This is a genomic window from Dyadobacter bucti (assembly GCF_005869225.1).
In the GTDB taxonomy this organism is placed as follows: domain Bacteria; phylum Bacteroidota; class Bacteroidia; order Cytophagales; family Spirosomataceae; genus Dyadobacter; species Dyadobacter bucti.
On the sequence record NZ_SWFP01000001.1, the window covers coordinates 1,366,400 to 1,385,485 of the forward strand.

The following is a 19,086-nucleotide window of genomic DNA, read 5'->3' on the forward strand; positions in this document are numbered from 1 at the left end:
ACGCGAATATGATTAACAATACGATAATCACTAACATTTAAAAAATCAATAAGTTACCTCACCTCGAAATATCGTCAAGCCGGTATCACTTTTGCTTAGATTGAGGTGCTCTCAGCAGTATTTTAATTGAAAGCTTCAAATACCGAAGCAATTCTCTTTTCTATAGAATATAGTGGAGCAAAACTCAGAATTTGTGATTGGCCCCATTCCCCAGAAATCTAATTTCTTAAATCCACTACCTTCCAAAGTATCCTTTATTGGCTGATACCATGGTCTTTCCGAATTATCCAATATTAAAACTCCTTCAGGTTTGAGGAAATCTGCCGCATACAGAGCGCACTTCACCCTATTTCGCCCGTCCACTACTATAATGTCGAATTTCCTATTTTCTTGAAAAATGGCTTCTGTGTAAGAGGAGCCTAATGATTTTGATATGATACTGGCATTATCGGGAAGCTTAGCACTTATTTCAGCAATCCATGATTTATCATGTTCGACAGCAGTTATTCTCTTCACCCTTTGCGCGAACCATCTTGTTGAATTTCCAGATCCGTATTCAAATACCTCAAAATCATCCTTCAAACGTTGTTCTAGAAAATTCTTGAATGCATATGTGTACCAAGGAATGGGGTTTCCATCTGCGTCTATCGACTCTTTCAATCTGAAGCTATCAAACCATCCATACTGTTTCAGAGCACTTTCCTCATGTAGATGGACACTACCACCCAACCCTATATTTTTTATCGTGGCCCAGCCGATCTTTTTAATAAATTGCATCATTTTTTGCCTCAGATACTTGCGGTAATTGAGTATAACATACTCATTGTAATAAATTTCTAATGATTACCAACTATAAGTTAGGTAAGTTGTGACCCAAATATAATACATTTAGTGTCCAAATATCCGTAGCATCCCTACTGTACCCTATTTGCCCTTTTCCATGAAGCTGAAAACTATTCAAACGATTCTAAATCATCCACTTAATCAGGGAAGTAAAGTTACGGCCCTGATTCGTTTTCTGAAAAGGGGGATATTAATTCGTTTGCACCGCTTTCCTATTGTATATCCGTTTATAGAAAATACCTTTCTAATAGTGGAAAAAGGTATGGCCAGTGCTGAACTTCAAATTTATACTGGTTTATATGACTTGAATGAAATGTTATTTCTGATGCACTTCCTGCGTGAGGATGACGTTTTCGTCGATGTAGGAGCAAATGTAGGTGTATACTCGATATTAGCATCCGGAGTGGCTGGCTCGTTTTCAATCGCATATGAGCCAATTCCGTCAACATTTGGCAAATTGAAACGAAATGTGGATTATAACGACCTTAATCATAAAGTCCGTTTGCTGAATTTGGGTGTTGGAGATAAAGCAGAGAAAATATTATTTTCGGATTCGTTAGACGCAATCAATCATGTCATTCAAGAACCCGGATTCAAGGGATCGACTATGCAGGTGGATGTCACTACGCTGGACATCAGTCTGGCCGACACAGCACCAACCTTCTTGAAAATTGATGTTGAAGGTTTCGAAGCTAATGTGATAAGAGGTGCTATCAAAATTCTGGAAAAGCCAGAGTTAAAGGTTATTATCATAGAAACGAATGGTCTTTCAGATAAATATGACTTTGGCCAAAACTACATTCATAATGAATTGATCGCCTCAGGATTTAGTCCTTTTGACTATACACCAAGTGATAAGAAACTTCGGCCCCTAAGTGAAACAAATCCACAAAATACAATTTATGTTCGCGATTATGCTTTTGTTGAAAAACGATTGCAAACAGCACGGAAGATCCGCTTGAACGGTATCTTAATCTAAAAATCATTTTGTCCGAAGGCTAACGTTGAATCTATTAGATTATGTTATTTTCAGTAAATGATAGTGATCGTTCCAGTCTTAGTTAGTTGACGATCAGACGTAATCTTAAATGTGTAGACTCCCGAGGGAACCAACGCACCCCTGTAAATGCCATTCCAGGGGTGTGAGTATTCTTTTGAGTAAAAAACAACTTCACCCCACCTATTATATACCCGTACTTCAAAATTTTTGTATTCACTTGCATTGATAATCTCCCAAGTATCATTTCTCCCATCATTGTTCGGGGTGAAAATGTTCGGAACGAATAGTTGCTTGGGCTCACTAGTTGGTTTTGTACAGTCAAATACTTTAAATTCATTTTTAATTAGAAATTCATTTTTAGGAAAGCAGGACTCCTCGAAGGATACCTCCGCAGTTACGTTCATGCTGTAATCGGAACCTTCTGATGTCTCGAAAAATAATTCATTGGTTTCAAAGCCAGCTATCACTACATTGTTAATCAACCACTTAAATTTTGCGTCCTGAACATTCGGGCTCAGCTTAAAGGTAACTTGATCACCTGCGCAAATCCTGGGTACATCAGCAACGATATTTCCGGCTGCAGGTTCTTCTGGTGCGGTACCGGTATAAAGCGCCTCAACTTCTTTTACATTTATAGCCCGATCGTAAATGTGTATGTCGTCAATAGTAGCATTTGAAGCCTGACCATAGTTGTTACGTGCACCTATAATGGCTCTCACCACGCTTGTACCGTAAAAAGCTTTCCCCCCGTTAACATTATTCGAACAAACAATTTTGTTGTTGACATAAAGGTGATAATCAGTATCGGTTTTAATTAAAACCAGATGATACCATACATCGATCGGTGGAACTGATGGCTCTGTACACAAGATATTATTAGCAACTCCCAGATAGCTGCCATGTGAAAGCCCGGTATGCCGGTCGTTTGAATAATGATCACCAAATAAAATATGCTGATCTCCGTAGTCGCTTCCGACCGAAAAGAAAAATAGGGCCTGCCCATAAGCTGGCAAAACATGGGGCCGGACCCAGATGGAATAAGTGAAATTATTAAGTTGAAGAGGTTCAGCCTTGATTTCAATAAAATCGTCTATTCCGTCAAAGCGGTAGGCCGCATTCGAAATTCCAAAGCGATCCGCGACTTGTGTTGCTCCGTGTATATCGCCATGGTTAGCCTTAATGCTCAGATCATTTGCATTACCACTAAATGGATAACAGCCAATTAAGCCATCAGTGAGATTTACTTGCGCAAGGCATGTATGTGAACTAAACAGAATTATAGTGTATAAAATATTGTAAAATAAACATTTAAGAAATGAAAGCATATTAGTGCCGGATATTTGTCAGGTACTCAAAAAATACGTTTTCTAAAAACGTATTTTCAAGAATTAATGAAATTGTCGGTTTCTTCTTAAAGTAATGATCAATCAGGCATTTCGTTCATGATTATTAAAACCCAATCAAAAACACCTTAACATGCTACATTTAGTACATTGATCTTTACGAGCAATTCGACTTCGATATATACTTTGCGATTGTTCAAATATACTACCGGATTAAACTAATATTGCTCGTTTCATTACATTTTACCAATTGTATCAATTACTAAATGTGCGTTTCCGGTGCTGAAATTTCGGCATTCTCGTTTAGTCGGCAGATCAGGGAAAAGATTTCTGATTCGGGCAGAGTCTTCGATGGCGGGATCATACGAGGTAACTAAGACTGCAAAGCAAGTTGAGCCCATCATTTTTTGCTTACGAGGATGATCACTAAACCACCTATTATTTACCTACCTTACATCATACCGTCGGCTTGCGCCTAAACTTCGTGGAAAATACTGCCCTTTTAAAAGCCATCATTGATAATGCCATAGATGGAATTATCACAATCGATGAAAAAGGCATCATTGAATCCATTAATCCGGCCGGATGCAAGTTGTTTGAATATGAGCCCGACGAAGTGATTGGCAAGAATGTTTCCGTCCTGATGCCGGGGCCCGACAGAGACCGGCATAACGGCTACATTCGACATTATCAACACACCGGGGAGCCCCACATTTTAGGCATCGGCCGCGAAGTGAAAGGATTACGGAAATCAGGGGTCGTGTTTCCGTTCCAATTGGGAATCAGCGAAGTCCAGTATTCGGGACGGAAAATCTATACGGGCTTCATACATGATCTCAGCAAGCAAAAACAGGCGGAAGAAAGTCTTAAAGAATACGCCTCACGCCTGGAAGAACAGGTCAGCCAGCGTACGCGGCTGCTGGAAGAATCTATCACGGCCCTGGAAGAAGCCAAAGCGAAAGTAAGCAGATCATTGGAGCAGGAGATGGAGCTTAGCCAGCTCAAAAGCCGCTTTGTTTCAATGGCCTCTCATGAATTTCGCACACCGTTGAGCTCCATCCAGCTGTCGGCGATCCTGATTGAAAAATATGCAGGGGACTGTATTCATCCGGGGATCTCGAAACATGTCGGCAAAATAAAAGTTTCTGTCAGCAGCCTCACGGGAATTTTAAATGATTTTCTATCGCTGGAAAAACTGGAAGCAGGTGAATTTAAGGCGGTTCCGACGCATTTTGACATTGTCGGATTTTCGGAGGAGATCACCGAGGAGATGCAGATGATTGCCAAACTAAACCAACAGATCATTTACCAGCATACCGGCTTGTCGAGCGATGTCCGGATAGACCAGGCGCTGCTCCGAAATGCCATTGTTAACCTGATCAGCAATGCGATCAAATATTCGGGGGAAAATACTTTTATTGAATTCAATACCGAGATTACCCCTACCCAATTGAAGGTGGTCATTAAGGACAATGGAATCGGGATACCACAAAATGACCAAAAACATCTTTTTGAAGCATTTTTTCGTGCGCACAACACCGGCACAATTCCAGGAACGGGCCTGGGCCTGAACATTGTCGAGCGGTACGCGAAACTCATGAATGGCCAGCTGCAATTTATAAGCGAAATTAACCAGGGTGCCGCTTTTACACTTTCATTTCCACAAAGCCATGAATAAATCCATATTGATTATCGAGGACAATGACGATATCCGGGAAAGCACCGCTGAAATCCTTGAATTTTCGGGCTATGAAGTGATGCAGGCAGGCAACGGGAAAACTGGTGTTGAAATGGCAGGAAGCCACCGGCCCGACCTGATCCTATGTGATATCATGATGCCCGAGCTGGATGGGTACGGAGTTTTATATCTGTTGAGTAAAAACCCGGATACCGATTCGATCCCTTTTATTTTCCTGACTGCCAGGGCGGAGCGTGTCGATTTCAGGAAGGGAATGGAAATGGGCGCCGACGATTATTTGACCAAGCCTTTTGATGACATTGAACTGCTCAATGCCATAGAAGGCAGGCTTAAAAAAGAACAAAAACAAAAGGCTTTTTATAGCAGAACATTGCAAAACCTGGTAAAGCTGACCGCTACCTCACAAAGCGGAAAAGCTGAATTGCAGGAATTGATCACAAACCGGAAAATCCGGCATGTAAAAAAGAAACAAGTGCTTTATTATGAAGGCGACCAGCCACTTGGCGTTTATCTGGTGCTGGAAGGATGCCTGAAAACGCTCAAACAAGCCAGCGATGGCCGGGAATTGATTACCGGGCTCTACCACACGGATGACTACCTGGGTATCAATGCGATGTTGCTGGACGAACCATTCAGTGAAACAGCGTTGGCAGTGGAAGATACTGCGGTATGCCTGCTGCAAAAAGAATCGGTCGTTTCTCTCCTGAACCTGTACCCCCTCATTGGGAACCAGTTTATGAAAATTCTTTCCAATGATATCCGTCTGAAAGAAGACCAGCTGGTAGACCTTGCTTACCATTCGGTCAGAAAACGACTGGCAAATGCGCTTTTGCGATTAAGCAAACAGACATCGAACGAGTCACTGGATTTCATATCACGTGATGAGCTGGCTTCCATGGTAGGGATCGCTTCTGAAACGGTCAGCCGGACATTGGGTGATTTTCAAATTGAAGGACTCATTTCAAAAAAAGCAAGCCTTATTCAGATTTTGGATAGCAATCGCCTGGTTATGATGAAAAACTGACAAGCGTCACAACAATGCGTGATTGAGGTTAAATGCTTAACCACTTACTGCGGGTAAATTCGTGTCGCATTGAAGTACCCGAAAATGAAAGTAGTAGCATATAGTATTGAGCCGTTTGAAAAAGAATTTTTGGCGAAAGCCAATCAAAAAAAACACGATATCACTCTGATATCCAATGCACTGACCATTCAGACCGCTGACTACGCGAAAGGGAAGGATGCGGTGCTTGTCTCTGCCAGTGATGATGTTTCTGCTCTCATTATAAACAAATTAGCAAGCCTTGGGGTCAAGTATATGGCAAGCAGGTCATCAGGTATGGACCATATTGACCAGGCTGCCGCAGCTTCCAAAGGAATTAGGTTAGCCAATTTAGGCTCAGTTTCGCCACAGCCTGATGAAAATGTGTCAACCAGACCGCATCATGCTTTTCCCACCACCAAAGCCTTACAGCGGCTAGCAGAGCAGACCGTCAAAAACCTCGACCTCTGGCAGGCGGAAAACGTTCCCAAAGCGGGTGCCCAGGATTAAGGAAAAGTGTGATGCTCGTCACTATTTGAGGACTTCTACCTGACGAAATTTGATCCGTAATGAGGAAAAGATAAGCCCATCAGCTCGTCGACTTCACAGCTTAATTTTTAGATAATACAACTCAACAAACAGATGAAAAAAATTCAATTCATGGCAGTGTATGCATTTGCTATGCTACTTTCAGCATTCCCCTCAAACGCACAACTGGTTTCCAGAGACTCTATGGATGTGCTCAAAACACAGAAGAGCGACCTTGAGGCCGATGTCAAACAGAACGAGCGGAAAATCGAGCTGGCCAAATTAGAAAACGAGCTTGCAGAAAAACGTGTCGATGCCGAAAACAAGTCGGCAAAAGCGCAAACAATGGCAAACGAGAACCAAAGTTTGGCCGATGAGCTTCAAAAAAAACCTCAGAACAAAAAGCTTTCAAATCAAGCTTACAAATCAGCACGAAATGCAGAACGAAGCGCCAAAGCAGCCCGGAAAGCCGCTGATGAGGCCCAGGAACTCCAAGAGGAAATCGAATCCCTAAAAAAACAAATTCCCGAAGAAGAGTCTAAGTCAGGCGCCACGGGTATTCAGGTAGAAACACCTGTTGGGCAGCCGGCGACGCAGCCGCAAGCTGTCAGCAATGAACGCCAAACCGCACCTCCCGCGCCGGGCATCGCTCAGGGAGTGATTGAATCCACTTACAGGAGTTATCCGCAGCAGCCTGGGCAACCTACCATTATCATTAACAACATTATCTCCCCGGGTTACGACCAGTCAGGCAGTTTGCCCGCCGCAGTTCCGGCAAGTGAAGTTGCTGGCCTGAACCGCCAGGACTCACAAGACTTTGAAGATTTTAAAGCCTGGAAACGACAAAGTGAGACTAATGCAAACAATCGGTTCGGAAAGTCGCAAAACCGGTTATCTGAAAGTGATATAAACGAGCCAGATTATGATGCGGATGACAATCCATCTGTATCGTCTGAAAAAATGAGCTTCCGTCAGCGTTTTGGTGAAAAATCCCCGCGCAATTCGGGCTTATGGGTAATTCCGATGGTAGGTATCCACGCCTCCAACTTTAAAACAGACCTGAACGAGGGCAAAGCAGACGGCCGTACCGGCTGGAACGCAGGACTGGATTTCCGGATCCACGCGAAAAGATTCTTCGTCCAGCCCGGCGCACATTATTTCAGCTCCTCGATGCGGTTTACCAGTGAAGACAGCATATCCACTGCCCCGCTCTTAACCGGCCCGAGGATACACTCGCTGAAAGTCCCGGTTTTGTTAGGTCTTTATCTTACAAAAGCCAATAAAGGGTTCTTCAAAATGAATGTCAAAGCAGGCGCCACCGGCACATATGTTTTGTCAGTCGATAAAAATGACTTGGCCCAGTTTTCAAAAGACAACATCGAAGAATATTCTTATGGCGTGAATGCAGGATTGGGACTTGAATTTGGACTCATAACGCTTGATTTTTCTCATGAATGGGGAATGAGCCCTCTATTTAAAGATAACAGCACCAAAAACAATGTGTTACGGGCAACAATTGGACTGAAGTTGTAACTTGTCCGATAGTGAGGCATGTGATCCAAATCTCTCATTATCGATGTAAATCATCTCGTGCAGGCCGAAAGGACGCAAGGCTATCTGGGTTCCGAAAAGCTTAGGTTAGAGATTACAGAACCAAACAGGAAGAAGCTATTAAATAAACGCAAAGTGGTTCGCACAAAGTGATCCGGGGCTTTGTCAGGTTACTGCAAGCCGACAGCCGAATCTTACATATCGGCTGTCGGTACTTGCAAAAAAGCCTCTTTACGCGCGAAAAACGACTTACCGGGATACAACCACGGTTTGAAAATGGCTTCTCCCGTCTTTGAGCCGGAATTGGATGACATATTTACCTGCTACCAGCTGTTGAACTGAAAAACCCTCACGTCCCGGACTTGCAAGACGTATGACCTCTTTGCCTTGCATATTGACCACGCTGACAGATTCAATATCGCCGATTCTTCCATTCTTTAAGTATACTCTGTCAAAAGCCGGGTTTGGATAAATTTTAGCAGCCAAAAATTCGCCAAATGAGAGGTTTCTGATTACGCTATATGCAAATGTCCCGTCCAGGTCGACCATTTTGAGACGATAGAAGTTTATCCCTTCGAACGGGGCGTCGTGATTGAAAGAATAGGTCAAGGCTGTGTTGCTCTCTCCGGAAGCGGCCACATTACCGATTTCTTCCCAGTTAATTGCATCCCTGCTATGCTGAACCTGATAAAAACCGCTATTTGTTTCCGCTGTAGTTTCCCAGGTTAAAAGGGCAGAATTCTCACTTTTTCTGGCTGCGAAGCTGGCCAGCACAACAGGCAGGCTGGAATCCTCATTGTCAAAAAAGTAAATGGCGCCGGCATCATAAAGGTAATCGGCACTTTGTTCATCTGTATCCACCAAAGGAGCTCCGACGACAAGGTTTCTGCCACTGGCTGCCACCGCTGCCCCGAACCGGTCTACATGGGTATAATCGGAGCCCATCAGTTCCTGGAACAATCCCCAGTTATCATTACCACCATCATTTTTTCTAAAAATAAAAACGACGCCTCCATCCGTAGGCGCAAAGCCTGGTCCGGGACTGATGCCGTCGTCCGCTTTGGGAGAACCAATAAGGATGTGATCACCATTGACCGTAACGGAGGATCCAAAACCCTGATCTTCATTAGGGGAAGGATCAGTGAGTTTTTTTACAAATCCCCAATTGTTGGCCCCACCCTGGTCCTTCCTGAAAACATGGGCCGCCCCTACCGCATTGAATGTTGCCGGCGTGCCGCCGTTCTGAACATTAGCAAAGTCACCGGGAGCGCCGACGACAATGTGATCCCCCTGAATGTAGACAGACGAGCCAAAATTCGCGTATTCAACCATCTCGTCCGCAACAATTTTCTTCACCAGTCCCCAATTGTTCGCTCCGCCTGTATTCATCTGCACCACATAGGCAGCTCCTGCACCATTCAAAGGATTAGCTCCGGCCCCATCTCCGGATTCGCTGAGCGCACCGATCACCGCATATTCACCATCCATCGAAACCGCATACCCGAAATTGTCGAAGGTGTTATGGACCGGTGCCTGAATGGATCTGACCAAACCCCAGTTTCCGGTCCCGCCCTGGTCTTTCTGATAGAAATGTGCAAATCCTCCTAAAAAAATGGGGCTTCCATTCTCGTCATAGCTGTAGCGCGGGGCTCCTACCAGCAGGTAATTCCCACTGACCGACACCGACGTTCCAAAGCCATCGTCCACTTCGCTGGGCGATTCGATTTTCTTGATCAGGCCCCAATTGCCGGCACCGCCCGTATCCTTCCCATATAAATAGACAGCTTTTCCGCCAGCAGCGCCAACTGCGATGTAGCTGTCACTGATGGCGACGGAGACTCCATATCCTGTTCCCAGCACGCGGTCAGTAGCCACCATCTTTTTTATTTGTTGCCAGTTCTGCGAGTTATTGAAAAATATGTAAACGGAGCCTGCACCAACAATACGGTTCTGCCCGTTTTCATCTTCCGTGTCGGATACGGCGCTCACAACTGCATAATTGCCGCTCACCGCCACTGCATGCCCGAAATAGTCCTGAAAGTCAGAGTGCATGGGCATGAGAGAGGCTAGCTGCCCGAAGTTATTGGCCCCACCCTGGGTTTGTTCATGAACATAGGCTGCGCCTTCCTTGTAGGTTCCATCCTCTTTTGCACCGACAATCACAGTACTTCCGCTGATACCAACCGCTGATCCGTAAAGGTCGTTGTCACTTGCCGAACCGGTTCTGGTGGCAGTAATTTCAGTTATGATACCCCAGGCGCCGCTGCCCTCCTGGTTTTGCCAAAGTACGTAGACCGTGCCCAGGTTCCCGCCGCTGACCGGGGCCGTTCCGGGGGCACCAACAAGGGCATATGCTCCATCGATAGCTACTGCCAATCCGAGCTGATGCCCCTCGTCTTCAGAGGTTATCTCCCTGACCAAAGTCCAGGCATCGGGATTTAAATCATCTTTTATAAAAACACCGGCAGCCCCCGCATTCGCTGCATCGTCGCCAGGTCCGTTAAGCGCGGTCCGGGTTGGCGCGCCCACCACCGCATGATCGCCGGATATCGCAACCGACGCACCAAAAGACTCTCCATCGATATGGCCCTCCGACACCAGCCGTGCTGAATAGCCCCAGTTGTCCGCTCCGCCGTTATCGCCCCTGAAAATATAGGCCGCGCCGGCAGCATCGCTGAACGGTGCACCTACGATCGCATAATTTCCAGTAATCGCTACGGCTTTCCCAAAATTATCGCCGGCCGCACGGTCGGGCGGCGTAATCTTCCTGACCTCGCCCCAGTTGTCTGTCCCGCCCTGGTTTTTCTTGAAAATGTAAGCCGCCCCCGCATGGCTTAGCGGACTGTCATCGGCTGCATCCTCTGACTCCCGATGCGCGCCCACGATGGCATAATCGCCGTTGATATGAACGGATACACCAAATTCTTCGTCCCCGTTTTTATAGGACGCATTCAATTTTTTGACCAGTCCCCATTTGTTGGGCCCGCCCTGGTCTTTTTTATAAATAAACGCCGCCCCGGTATTAGTCAACGTCGTTGTCGATACATTCACAGAATCTTCGTCACGCTGCGGTGCCCCCACGATCACATAGTCCCCGCTGATGGCAACCGTGGTGCCAAAATAGCTGGGGTCCTGGTCTACCGTCGGCGACCTGATGATCTTCACCTGTTTCCAGCTCCCGCCAACGTTTTGTAAAATATAGGCCAGGCCCTCCGGAGTATAGAATCCATCCAGCACTGGCCCGCTTCCAAGTGAACCAACCACAGCATAGTTGCCCGAAACGGAAACGGAATACGCATACCGGTCGAACGCCTGCCTTCGCACAGTAACATAGTTGATCCTGTCACTTGCTACGCTTTTCATAATCTCATCCCACTCCTGTGCCCTGGCATCGGCCAGGCTCAGAGACATGAAAACAAGGACCCAAACGATTTTTTGGAAATAACATCGATTTAACTTCATAGTTGTTGAGTAAAATAGTTCGATGAACGGATGCACCTATGGAGTATAGGGGTATCTGGTGCATAACCTTGATAATAAAGATGCTTGAATTCCGGGTTTCCGGCAGAGAGCTGGCAAGACGGCCAGTTTGGAGCAACAGATCTTTAGCTGTTTTCTACGTAGCGATCAGGGGAGATCAGGGTAAAAGGATGTGATCGGTTTCATGATTTAGGTTGAGTAAGGATGAAGTTGGAAAAATATAAATAAATAATCCCAAAATCACAATTATTCAGAAAAAATATTCAGGTTAGCGGGCTCAACTTCCCGAATTCCATCGAAACAGCTGGCCCAAAAACCTATTTTATCACACAAACCTTTGACGGTATCATTCAGAAAGTATCATTGTAACCCAACGCTTTATTTGCTTTGATTGAAACAGCCGAGCCACACACCTGACATTCAATCGTCCTAAGAGGTAATCTTTGATCTGTTGAAGGGCGTTTTTTCATTAAAATGAACTGCTAAATACTTTCCCGTTTGACTTGCTGGTTCACCAGCGACCATCGCTGCCGGACCACATACAACGATTTCGCCGCCTTCATCTCCGGCACCGGGTCCGACGTCGATCACCCAATCGCTGTTGGCGACAACGTGCATATCGTGTTCGATGACAATGACGGTATTGCCCTGATCTACCAACTTATTAAGCTGGACAAGCAGATTGTCTACATCGGAAGGATGCAGTCCGGTTGTGGGCTCATCAAGAATGTATAACGTATTGCCATGCTGGGCCCTTTGCAACTCGGTGGCCAGCTTTATTCGCTGCGCCTCACCACCCGAAAGCTCGGTAGCGGGCTGCCCAAGACGCAGATATCCCAGACCGACCTGACGAACTACATCCAGCGCCCGGTTGATTTGAGGTTCAGACTCAAAGAAGTCAAATGCCTCATCCACAGTCAGCGCAAGCACCTGGGCAATGTTTTTTTCATTGTATGTAATTTCCAGCGTCTTTTCATTGTAACGGCTTCCGTGACAGGTCGGGCAGGGTGTATAAACACTTGGAAGAAACAGAAGCTCAACCATTACAAAGCCCTCGCCCTCGCAGTTCGGACAGCGCCCTTTTGCGACATTGAAAGAAAAACGACCTGCGTCGTACTTTCTTCCCTTTGCCATTTTGGTATTGGCAAACAATTTACGGACATGATCAAACAGGCCTGTGTAGGTTGCCAGGTTTGACCGGGGCGTGCGTCCGATGGGTTTCTGATCTACCGGTATTAACCTGCGGATATGACTCATCCCTTCTGAGATAAACCCCGTAGTCGTCTTGGGGCTTTCGGTTTGAAGAAGATTATCATCCTGATCCTCTGTGCCAGGAATTTGCTGGCCTAGTTTTTCCAAAACAAGCTCTACAAGCGCCTGGCTGATCAGACTGCTCTTTCCCGAGCCCGATATGCCGGTGACGCTGGTCAATACGCCCAATGGAAAGTTGGCATCCACATGCTTTAAATTATTCCGGCTTACGTCCCTTAGCCGCAGCCATCCTTTCGCCTGTCTTTCAGACTTTTGGCTTTGATCCGCATCAAACAAATACCGCCTTGTAACGGACCTGCCGATTTTTTCCAATCCCTTCAATGGGCCACTGTAAAGTATTTCACCACCCTTCTCACCCGCGCCTGGTCCTACATCGACAACCCAGTCGGCATGGCGTATGATTTCGATCTCGTGTTCTACAACAAAGAGCGAGTTCCCAGCTGCTTTTAACCGGTCTAACGCCCGGAGCAATGACTGTGTGTCGGCAGGATGAAGACCTGCCGATGGCTCGTCGAGTACATAGACGACACCAAAAAGGTTGGAGTGTATCTGAGTTCCCAGTCGCAGGCGTTGTAATTCTCCCGGCGAAAGCGTGGGGGTACTTCTTTCAAGGGTCAGATACCCAAGCCCCAGATCTATAAGTACGTCCAGACGAGATAAAAGATCCTGGCCTATGCGTTCAAGAACCAGTGTTTTTTCGGGATGTTCCTCGTCCGGCTCAGTACTTTTGGATTCTAGGCATGCATATATAATATCACGTAAACTCTTGATATTTAGCCGATAAAATTCCGCAATATCCATCCCGGCAAACTTTACAGATAAAGGCTCAGGACGCAGGCGCTTTCCCTGGCAAACGGGACATTGCGCGCTCAGCATAAATTTAGACACGCGCTTTTTCATCGCCTGGCTCTGTGAATTCGCAAATGTTTGCATCACATACCGTTTGACCCCTGTAAAGGTCCCCATGTAACTGGGTTCCATTTTTCTCGCCAGGGCTTGCTGAACTTGTGCGGCCGTAAGTCCGGAATAAACCGGAACAACAGGCTGCTCCTCTGTAAACAAGATCCAATCCCTGTCTTTCTTCGGCAGATCACGCCAGGGAATGTCCACATTGTAACCGAGTGTCATCAATATTTCCCGCAGGTTCTGCCCCTGCCATGCGGTGGGCCATGCTGCGATGGCTTTTTCTCTGATTGAGAGTGAATCATCGGGCACCATCGAATGCTCTGTCACTTCATAGACAACCCCCAGGCCGTGGCATTCCGGACAGGCGCCTTCCGGGGTGTTTGGTGAAAACGATTCTGCATAAACGATTGACTGCCCGGCGGGATAGTCTCCCGCCCTCGAATACAGCATTCTGATCAGATTTGAGATCGTTGTGACGCTGCCAACAGAGGAACGTGTGCTTGTCGCTCCACGCTGCTGCTGCAAAGCGATAGCCGGTGGAAGACCATCGATACTATCGACCTGGGGAATGGACATCTGGTTAAAAAGACGTCTTGCATACGGAGAGACCGATTCCAGATAACGCCGCTGAGCTTCCGCATACAATGTCCCGAAAGCAAGCGATGATTTGCCAGAACCCGAGACACCGGTAAATACTACCAATGCACCTCTGGGAATGACCAAATCAACATTTTTCAGGTTATTCTCTTTGGCTCCCTGTATTCTGACAAAATCGGAGACAGGAAGCGATATCAATTCTTTTGACATGAGATCTGGGGTAAGTTTTACCGTGAAAAAATAGTCCCAGAGCTTTGGTATCAGTTTTTCTGGAAGTCCGTGTTAAGCAAATCTCACTACTTTTTTTGAAGCCTGAGCAATCGAATCTTAAAGTAGCTAAGGTCGGGCATTAAATGAAGAATACGAAAAGAATGGTAAAAGTAAGGATATTTCAGATGGGACGTCGGAAATACATTTGCACTTGTTTTGTGCATCTATTTCCCGATACAATATGTATTAGGCATTCATAATCAATGGATTAAACCCATCTAGGTACAAAAAAGGTACAAACTGCGAAAAACGAGCAAAAAGTTTCCAAATTGTTGCCAGCCATTTTTTGGACTTGCACATATTGAACAAGCACTCTTTAATATGGATGATACCTCCATACAACATCTGAACTCACCCTCAAAAGTAACGATTTTGTGTGTTATGCTTCATTGATCAGCTTTACATAAATCTCGCGGTGCAACTACCGAGGAATTCTCGGCAGTTGAAGTTGGAATGTAGGGTGTAAAGTGTTGCGCTTTAAACCATCTAAGTAAGGCATTTTTCGATTTTAATTAGCTATATTTGTGATACAATGGTATTAATTATCTGGTGATAAAGCCTATAAGTACTACAATGATATCACTTATATCACCATCAAAGGCGCTTCGTAAGCTTGCAGAGAACGTGCGATCTAGGCGTCTAAGTGCGGGCCTTACTCAGGAGGGTTTGGCAGAGCGTTCAGGCGTTGCACTACCAACTCTAAGAAAATTTGAGCAGAAAGGGGTCATCTCTTTAGAATCATTCCTTAGGCTCCTTTTGGTAGTAGGCGGCATCGAGGAAGTGATTGAGGCTATTAAGCCTATAAAACCAACTTTCTCTTCTATTGATGAAGTGTTGAAGGAAGAGACTTCAATCCGTAAACGAGGTCGTCGCAAATGAAACGACTTATCACAGAACTCAAAGTAAGATTGGATTTCGGCAGCGAAATTCTTCCGGTTGGGCGTTTGGCTATTCGCGACCACACCATTTATTTTGAATATGAGGCCTCATTCATTCAAAGAGGATTGGAGATTTCTCCATTACGATTACCTCTTAAAACAGGCGTTACCGCTTTTGAAACAAGACCTTTCGAAGGATTGGCGGGTGTTTTTAGCGATAGCCTTCCCGATGGTTGGGGCCGTTTATTATTTGACCGCCATTTGCGTTCTCAAAACATATTGCCGTCCGATATTTCTTCACTGGATCGTTTGGCACATGTGGGGTTTCACGGAATGGGAGCCTTAGTCTATGAACCGGATTATAGTCCGTCTGATATAGAAGATGGCTTTATTGATCTGGATCAACTTGCTCAGCAAGCCAGTGAAGTTCTTAGAGGAAGTTCAGAAGAGATCATTCAGGAGCTACTTTCTTTAAATGGGTCATCTGCCGGGGCAAGACCTAAAGCGCTCATCGGGGTTGATGAGACCCGTCAGAATATAACCCATGGTGCAAAGCAACTCGCCGATGGATTTGAGCCCTGGCTGATCAAGTTCCCGAATTCTCAAGACGGACTTGATTCCGGCGCAATTGAATACGTTTATGCTCTGATGGCAAAAGAGGCAGGCGTTGTAATGTCAGAAGCTCATTTATTTGCCGCTAGCAAAGGATGCGGATATTTCGCGGCAAAACGCTTTGACCGGAATTGTACAAAACGATACCACATGCATACGGTAAGCGGGTTATTGCATAGTGATTTTCGGACACCATCATTAGATTATGAAGATTTACTGACGCTTACTGGTCAGCTTACGAAAGACATCCGTGAGGTTGAGAAAATGTATAGACTGGCTGTATTTAATGTCCTGGCCCATAACCGTGATGACCATGCCAAGAACTTCAGTTTTCTGATGGATAATAAAGGGGAATGGAAGTTATCGCCAGCTTATGATCTGACGTTTTCTAATGGCCCAGGGGGAGAACAAAGCACAATGGTAATGGGAGAGGGAAGAAATCCCGGCGACAAGCAGCTTATAAAGCTAGGTATTGAAGCGGGTTTGTCCAAAGCTCTTGTAGATGGAAGTATTGCACAAACAAAGGCTGCCTTGGGGCAGTGGAAGACTTTGGCAAAAGAATATCAGATAAGTCAGGCAAATATAGATTTGATAAATAAAAGGCTGCCATGAAAAGGATGGTGTATCCATTTCATGCCGATATTAACGTGCTTACGTTCGAGAAGCCCACCTTACGCTGGCGGTATGATTCAGGCCAGCACTTACGAGAATGAGGCCAACCTTTCGTACGACTGTATCCCGTCACTTTTCGCATTATACCCACCACAGCTGATCGACGCCTACCTGCGCAGTCAATTCGTCAACCTGCCGGCAGGATTTATGTATTCGAACTTTGACCGGAACCTGAACCATACATCCGAGACCATGCGCGATAAAGAGAATTTGCATATTGGAATGGATTTCAACGTGATGAACATGACAGCAATTATCAACGTCCTGCGCAATGATGATCCGCAGACTGTTATGGAACTGACAGGCGTCCGGGATACACCGACAATGGCACGTATGCTGGATGAACCATATAAGCAGAAAGGTCACCAGATCTGGATTTAACCGGATGCCAGTGGTAAAAAAACAACATCCAAAAACTGGAGCGAGAGCGATCTATCCATTCTGCGCCAGGCTGGTTTTAACATCGTCGTCGATAATTCAAACCCGGCCGTTAAAGATCGGGGCAATGCGGTGAACGCGGTGATCCTGAATGGCGAAAGCAAGCGCTGGTGGCTGGTGAACATAAACCTTTGTCCGGTCTGACCGAAAGTCCGGAACAACAGGCTTACGACAATAATGGTAAACCAGACAAGGACGGCGGCGCTGATCACGCCAATGATGCAGCTGGATATTTCATCAAGAAATGGCAGGTCATTAAACGCACGATCGGTCTGATCGGTGCTGCTGGTTTTTAATATATTAATCGTCACTAAGCGGCTTTTCGGATGGCGGATCCATCAATTTACCTCCGAAACACGACTGATTTACTTCGCTTAAATGCCTTATACTATCAAACCTATTAATCAAGCATTCCAGTTGCAATACCTTAAAATCTTCAAATTTCAGTCGCATAACTCCTTTGTTTCTTGTCCTTATTTCAACGAAATAAATCCCATGACGCATTACGCTACCCCACTTTTTTGCTAAAAATGTAAAAAGATTTTTCAGAGATTTTTTGGTTACATACTTTATAACCTCTTTCCCCAATAACGTGCTTATAACATCATGTCCCTTAATAAATTCCCCTATATCAACAAAAACCTCTAAGCCTGTTTCATGCTGCAGGAAAAGATATCGCACGCCAATTGTCTCACCATCTTTTCCTTTTTCTGGAATTTCAACGAAAACTCCCAAGGAGTGAGGATATTTTGTATTGAAATTTTCAACACTCCATTCAAGCTCTCTAATAACAGCATGATGACCCGTTGAAAGCTTGTTATAAAGTTCCTGATAAGATCCGCTCCCAAACCCGCCTACTTTGGAATCGATTCCCAGTTTGATAGCAATTTGGTAATCTTCGTAGATTTCCCTTTTGGACTTGTACATAGCTTTTCGATTTGCACAAGATAAGTTAATTAAACCTAAGCATTGAGCGTTAAGTTTATTGCGAATTAATGATAAAATGAGTTCGTATCAGGCCCCACAGACCATATTCCTCCTTTATTTGGGTCGTCGATCCAGTTGATATCACCATTTGGAAGAAATTCTGTCGTCTTCAACACTTCCAGCTCGTAATCCTTGCCAACTCTGGACTTAACCTGATAGAGATATGCTCTATCGAAAGCGAAATGATTGTCGGCAATCCCTGTTTCCATGACAACATTGTAACCCGTGACGTCACTTTCAACACTCGGGTAAACCAAGACATGGAACCGATCGTTATCATCTGTTTTAATAATATCAGTATACATTCGATAAAATCCGGTTGTTAATCTGTACGTCAAGGTGTCGGATGCGTTGACAATCCTGGTGAACCATTCAGTCAGATTATGATCAATCCGCAGTAATTCTGGAGTAGATGAGCTAAATATCGGACTTCCTGAAAATAGCTTAGCCATAGTGTCATTCGGATTACGCTTGGTCAAAGATGATACTATGGCATCTACCCCAATTGCAGCAACGGGAATACGGTTATCTGTGGTGCTCTGATTACGAACCTCAGAAATTGCAACGAAATCTCCGACCTCTGGCCTTACTTCGAACAGTGCGACACCGTTGTCGGTCGAACTGTAAAAAACCGGGTATCCCTGCAAATTGCATCGTCCAGCGACTCCCAACCCAGCCGGCGGGTAAGAAAAGTCTTTTGGTTTCATCAAAGTGTTGTTGGTCACATCATCAACAGACTTAGCGGTAATTTTCCTTGCTCGGAACAATGCAGGAAAGTACACTTCGTAACTCATTGGCTGATAGCCAAGTTTATGCATAAAAGTAGATATTACGTCTCTAATGTAAGCTTTCCCGAAATTAGGACAGTGTAGGATTAGACTCGAAATGAGCTAATTTTAACTGTCACATGAAAAAGAAAAACTACTCAGAAACCCAGATCGTGGCGATCCTCAAACAGTATGAGGGTG

15 protein-coding genes are annotated in these 19,086 nt (G+C 45.2%); 8 read left to right on the forward strand and 7 right to left on the reverse strand.

Annotation, left to right across the window (positions count from 1 at the left end):
* Nucleotides 1-135 precede the first annotated feature (135 nt).
* Nucleotides 136-780 carry a class I SAM-dependent methyltransferase gene (locus tag FBF61_RS05140; protein ID WP_138476071.1) on the reverse strand — a complete coding sequence of 215 codons (645 nt, stop codon included), beginning with the start codon at nucleotides 778-780 and terminating at the stop codon, nucleotides 136-138.
* A 160-nt stretch (nucleotides 781-940) separates the two neighbouring features.
* On the opposite strand from FBF61_RS05140, the gene FBF61_RS05145 reads away from it, so the two are divergent.
* The gene (locus FBF61_RS05145) at nucleotides 941-1,822 is read left to right on the forward strand and encodes an FkbM family methyltransferase (RefSeq protein WP_138476072.1); all 882 of its coding nucleotides are present in this window, start codon (nucleotides 941-943) and stop codon (nucleotides 1,820-1,822) included.
* 50 nt (nucleotides 1,823-1,872) lie between these two features.
* Here FBF61_RS05145 and FBF61_RS05150 read toward each other — a convergent pair whose 3' ends face one another.
* Nucleotides 1,873-3,168 (reverse strand): T9SS type B sorting domain-containing protein, encoded by a 1,296-nt coding sequence (locus tag FBF61_RS05150; protein ID WP_138476073.1) that lies wholly within the window; start codon nucleotides 3,166-3,168, stop codon nucleotides 1,873-1,875.
* Nucleotides 3,169-3,670: 502 nt separating this feature from the next.
* On the opposite strand from FBF61_RS05150, the gene FBF61_RS05155 reads away from it, so the two are divergent.
* From FBF61_RS05155 to FBF61_RS05170, 4 genes are all read left to right on the forward strand, one after another.
* The gene (locus tag FBF61_RS05155; RefSeq protein ID WP_138476074.1) at nucleotides 3,671-4,864 is read left to right on the forward strand and encodes a PAS domain-containing sensor histidine kinase; all 1,194 of its coding nucleotides are present in this window, start codon (nucleotides 3,671-3,673) and stop codon (nucleotides 4,862-4,864) included.
* Complete coding sequence (locus FBF61_RS05160) at nucleotides 4,857-5,909, forward strand: response regulator (protein ID WP_138476075.1); 1,053 nt, start codon at nucleotides 4,857-4,859, stop codon at nucleotides 5,907-5,909. The genes FBF61_RS05155 and FBF61_RS05160 overlap by 8 nt, the downstream gene beginning before the upstream one ends.
* An 84-nt stretch (nucleotides 5,910-5,993) precedes the next feature.
* Nucleotides 5,994-6,437, forward strand: coding sequence for a Rossmann-fold NAD(P)-binding domain-containing protein (locus tag FBF61_RS05165; protein ID WP_138476076.1), 444 nt, complete (start codon nucleotides 5,994-5,996; stop codon nucleotides 6,435-6,437).
* 132 nt (nucleotides 6,438-6,569) lie between these two features.
* Complete coding sequence (locus tag FBF61_RS05170; RefSeq protein WP_138476077.1) at nucleotides 6,570-7,988, forward strand: porin family protein; 1,419 nt, start codon at nucleotides 6,570-6,572, stop codon at nucleotides 7,986-7,988.
* Between the two features lie 267 nt (nucleotides 7,989-8,255).
* On the opposite strand, the gene FBF61_RS05175 is transcribed toward FBF61_RS05170, so the two are convergent.
* The gene (locus tag FBF61_RS05175; protein ID WP_138476078.1) at nucleotides 8,256-11,468 is read right to left on the reverse strand and encodes a T9SS type A sorting domain-containing protein; all 3,213 of its coding nucleotides are present in this window, start codon (nucleotides 11,466-11,468) and stop codon (nucleotides 8,256-8,258) included.
* A gap of 447 nt (nucleotides 11,469-11,915) precedes the next feature.
* Complete coding sequence (gene uvrA / locus FBF61_RS05180; protein WP_138476079.1) at nucleotides 11,916-14,471, reverse strand: excinuclease ABC subunit UvrA; 2,556 nt, start codon at nucleotides 14,469-14,471, stop codon at nucleotides 11,916-11,918.
* Nucleotides 14,472-15,104: 633 nt separating this feature from the next.
* Between uvrA and FBF61_RS05185 the strand changes: the two genes are divergently transcribed.
* The 3 genes from FBF61_RS05185 (at nucleotide 15,105) to FBF61_RS34465 (ending at nucleotide 17,074) form a co-directional block, all read left to right on the forward strand.
* Nucleotides 15,105-15,410 carry a helix-turn-helix domain-containing protein gene (locus FBF61_RS05185; protein WP_205748226.1) on the forward strand — a complete coding sequence of 102 codons (306 nt, stop codon included), beginning with the start codon at nucleotides 15,105-15,107 and terminating at the stop codon, nucleotides 15,408-15,410.
* Nucleotides 15,407-16,633, forward strand: a complete 1,227-nt coding sequence (locus tag FBF61_RS05190; protein WP_138476080.1) for a type II toxin-antitoxin system HipA family toxin — start codon at nucleotides 15,407-15,409, stop codon at nucleotides 16,631-16,633. The genes FBF61_RS05185 and FBF61_RS05190 overlap by 4 nt, the downstream gene beginning before the upstream one ends.
* Before the next feature lie 72 nt (nucleotides 16,634-16,705).
* Nucleotides 16,706-17,074: a hypothetical protein gene (locus FBF61_RS34465; RefSeq protein WP_166444422.1), complete on the forward strand. Its 369-nt coding sequence runs from the start codon at nucleotides 16,706-16,708 to the stop codon at nucleotides 17,072-17,074.
* Here FBF61_RS34465 and FBF61_RS34470 read toward each other — a convergent pair.
* From FBF61_RS34470 to FBF61_RS05205, 3 genes are all read right to left on the reverse strand, one after another.
* On the reverse strand, nucleotides 17,071-17,442 hold the full coding sequence (locus FBF61_RS34470; protein WP_166444423.1) for a hypothetical protein: 372 nt from the start codon (nucleotides 17,440-17,442) through the stop codon (nucleotides 17,071-17,073). The genes FBF61_RS34465 and FBF61_RS34470 overlap by 4 nt on opposite strands.
* Nucleotides 17,432-18,058 (reverse strand): hypothetical protein, encoded by a 627-nt coding sequence (locus tag FBF61_RS05200; RefSeq protein ID WP_138476081.1) that lies wholly within the window; start codon nucleotides 18,056-18,058, stop codon nucleotides 17,432-17,434. The genes FBF61_RS34470 and FBF61_RS05200 overlap by 11 nt, the downstream gene beginning before the upstream one ends.
* Nucleotides 18,059-18,123: 65 nt before the next feature.
* The gene (locus FBF61_RS05205; RefSeq protein WP_166444424.1) at nucleotides 18,124-18,912 is read right to left on the reverse strand and encodes an RES domain-containing protein; all 789 of its coding nucleotides are present in this window, start codon (nucleotides 18,910-18,912) and stop codon (nucleotides 18,124-18,126) included.
* Nucleotides 18,913-19,086 lie beyond the last annotated feature (174 nt).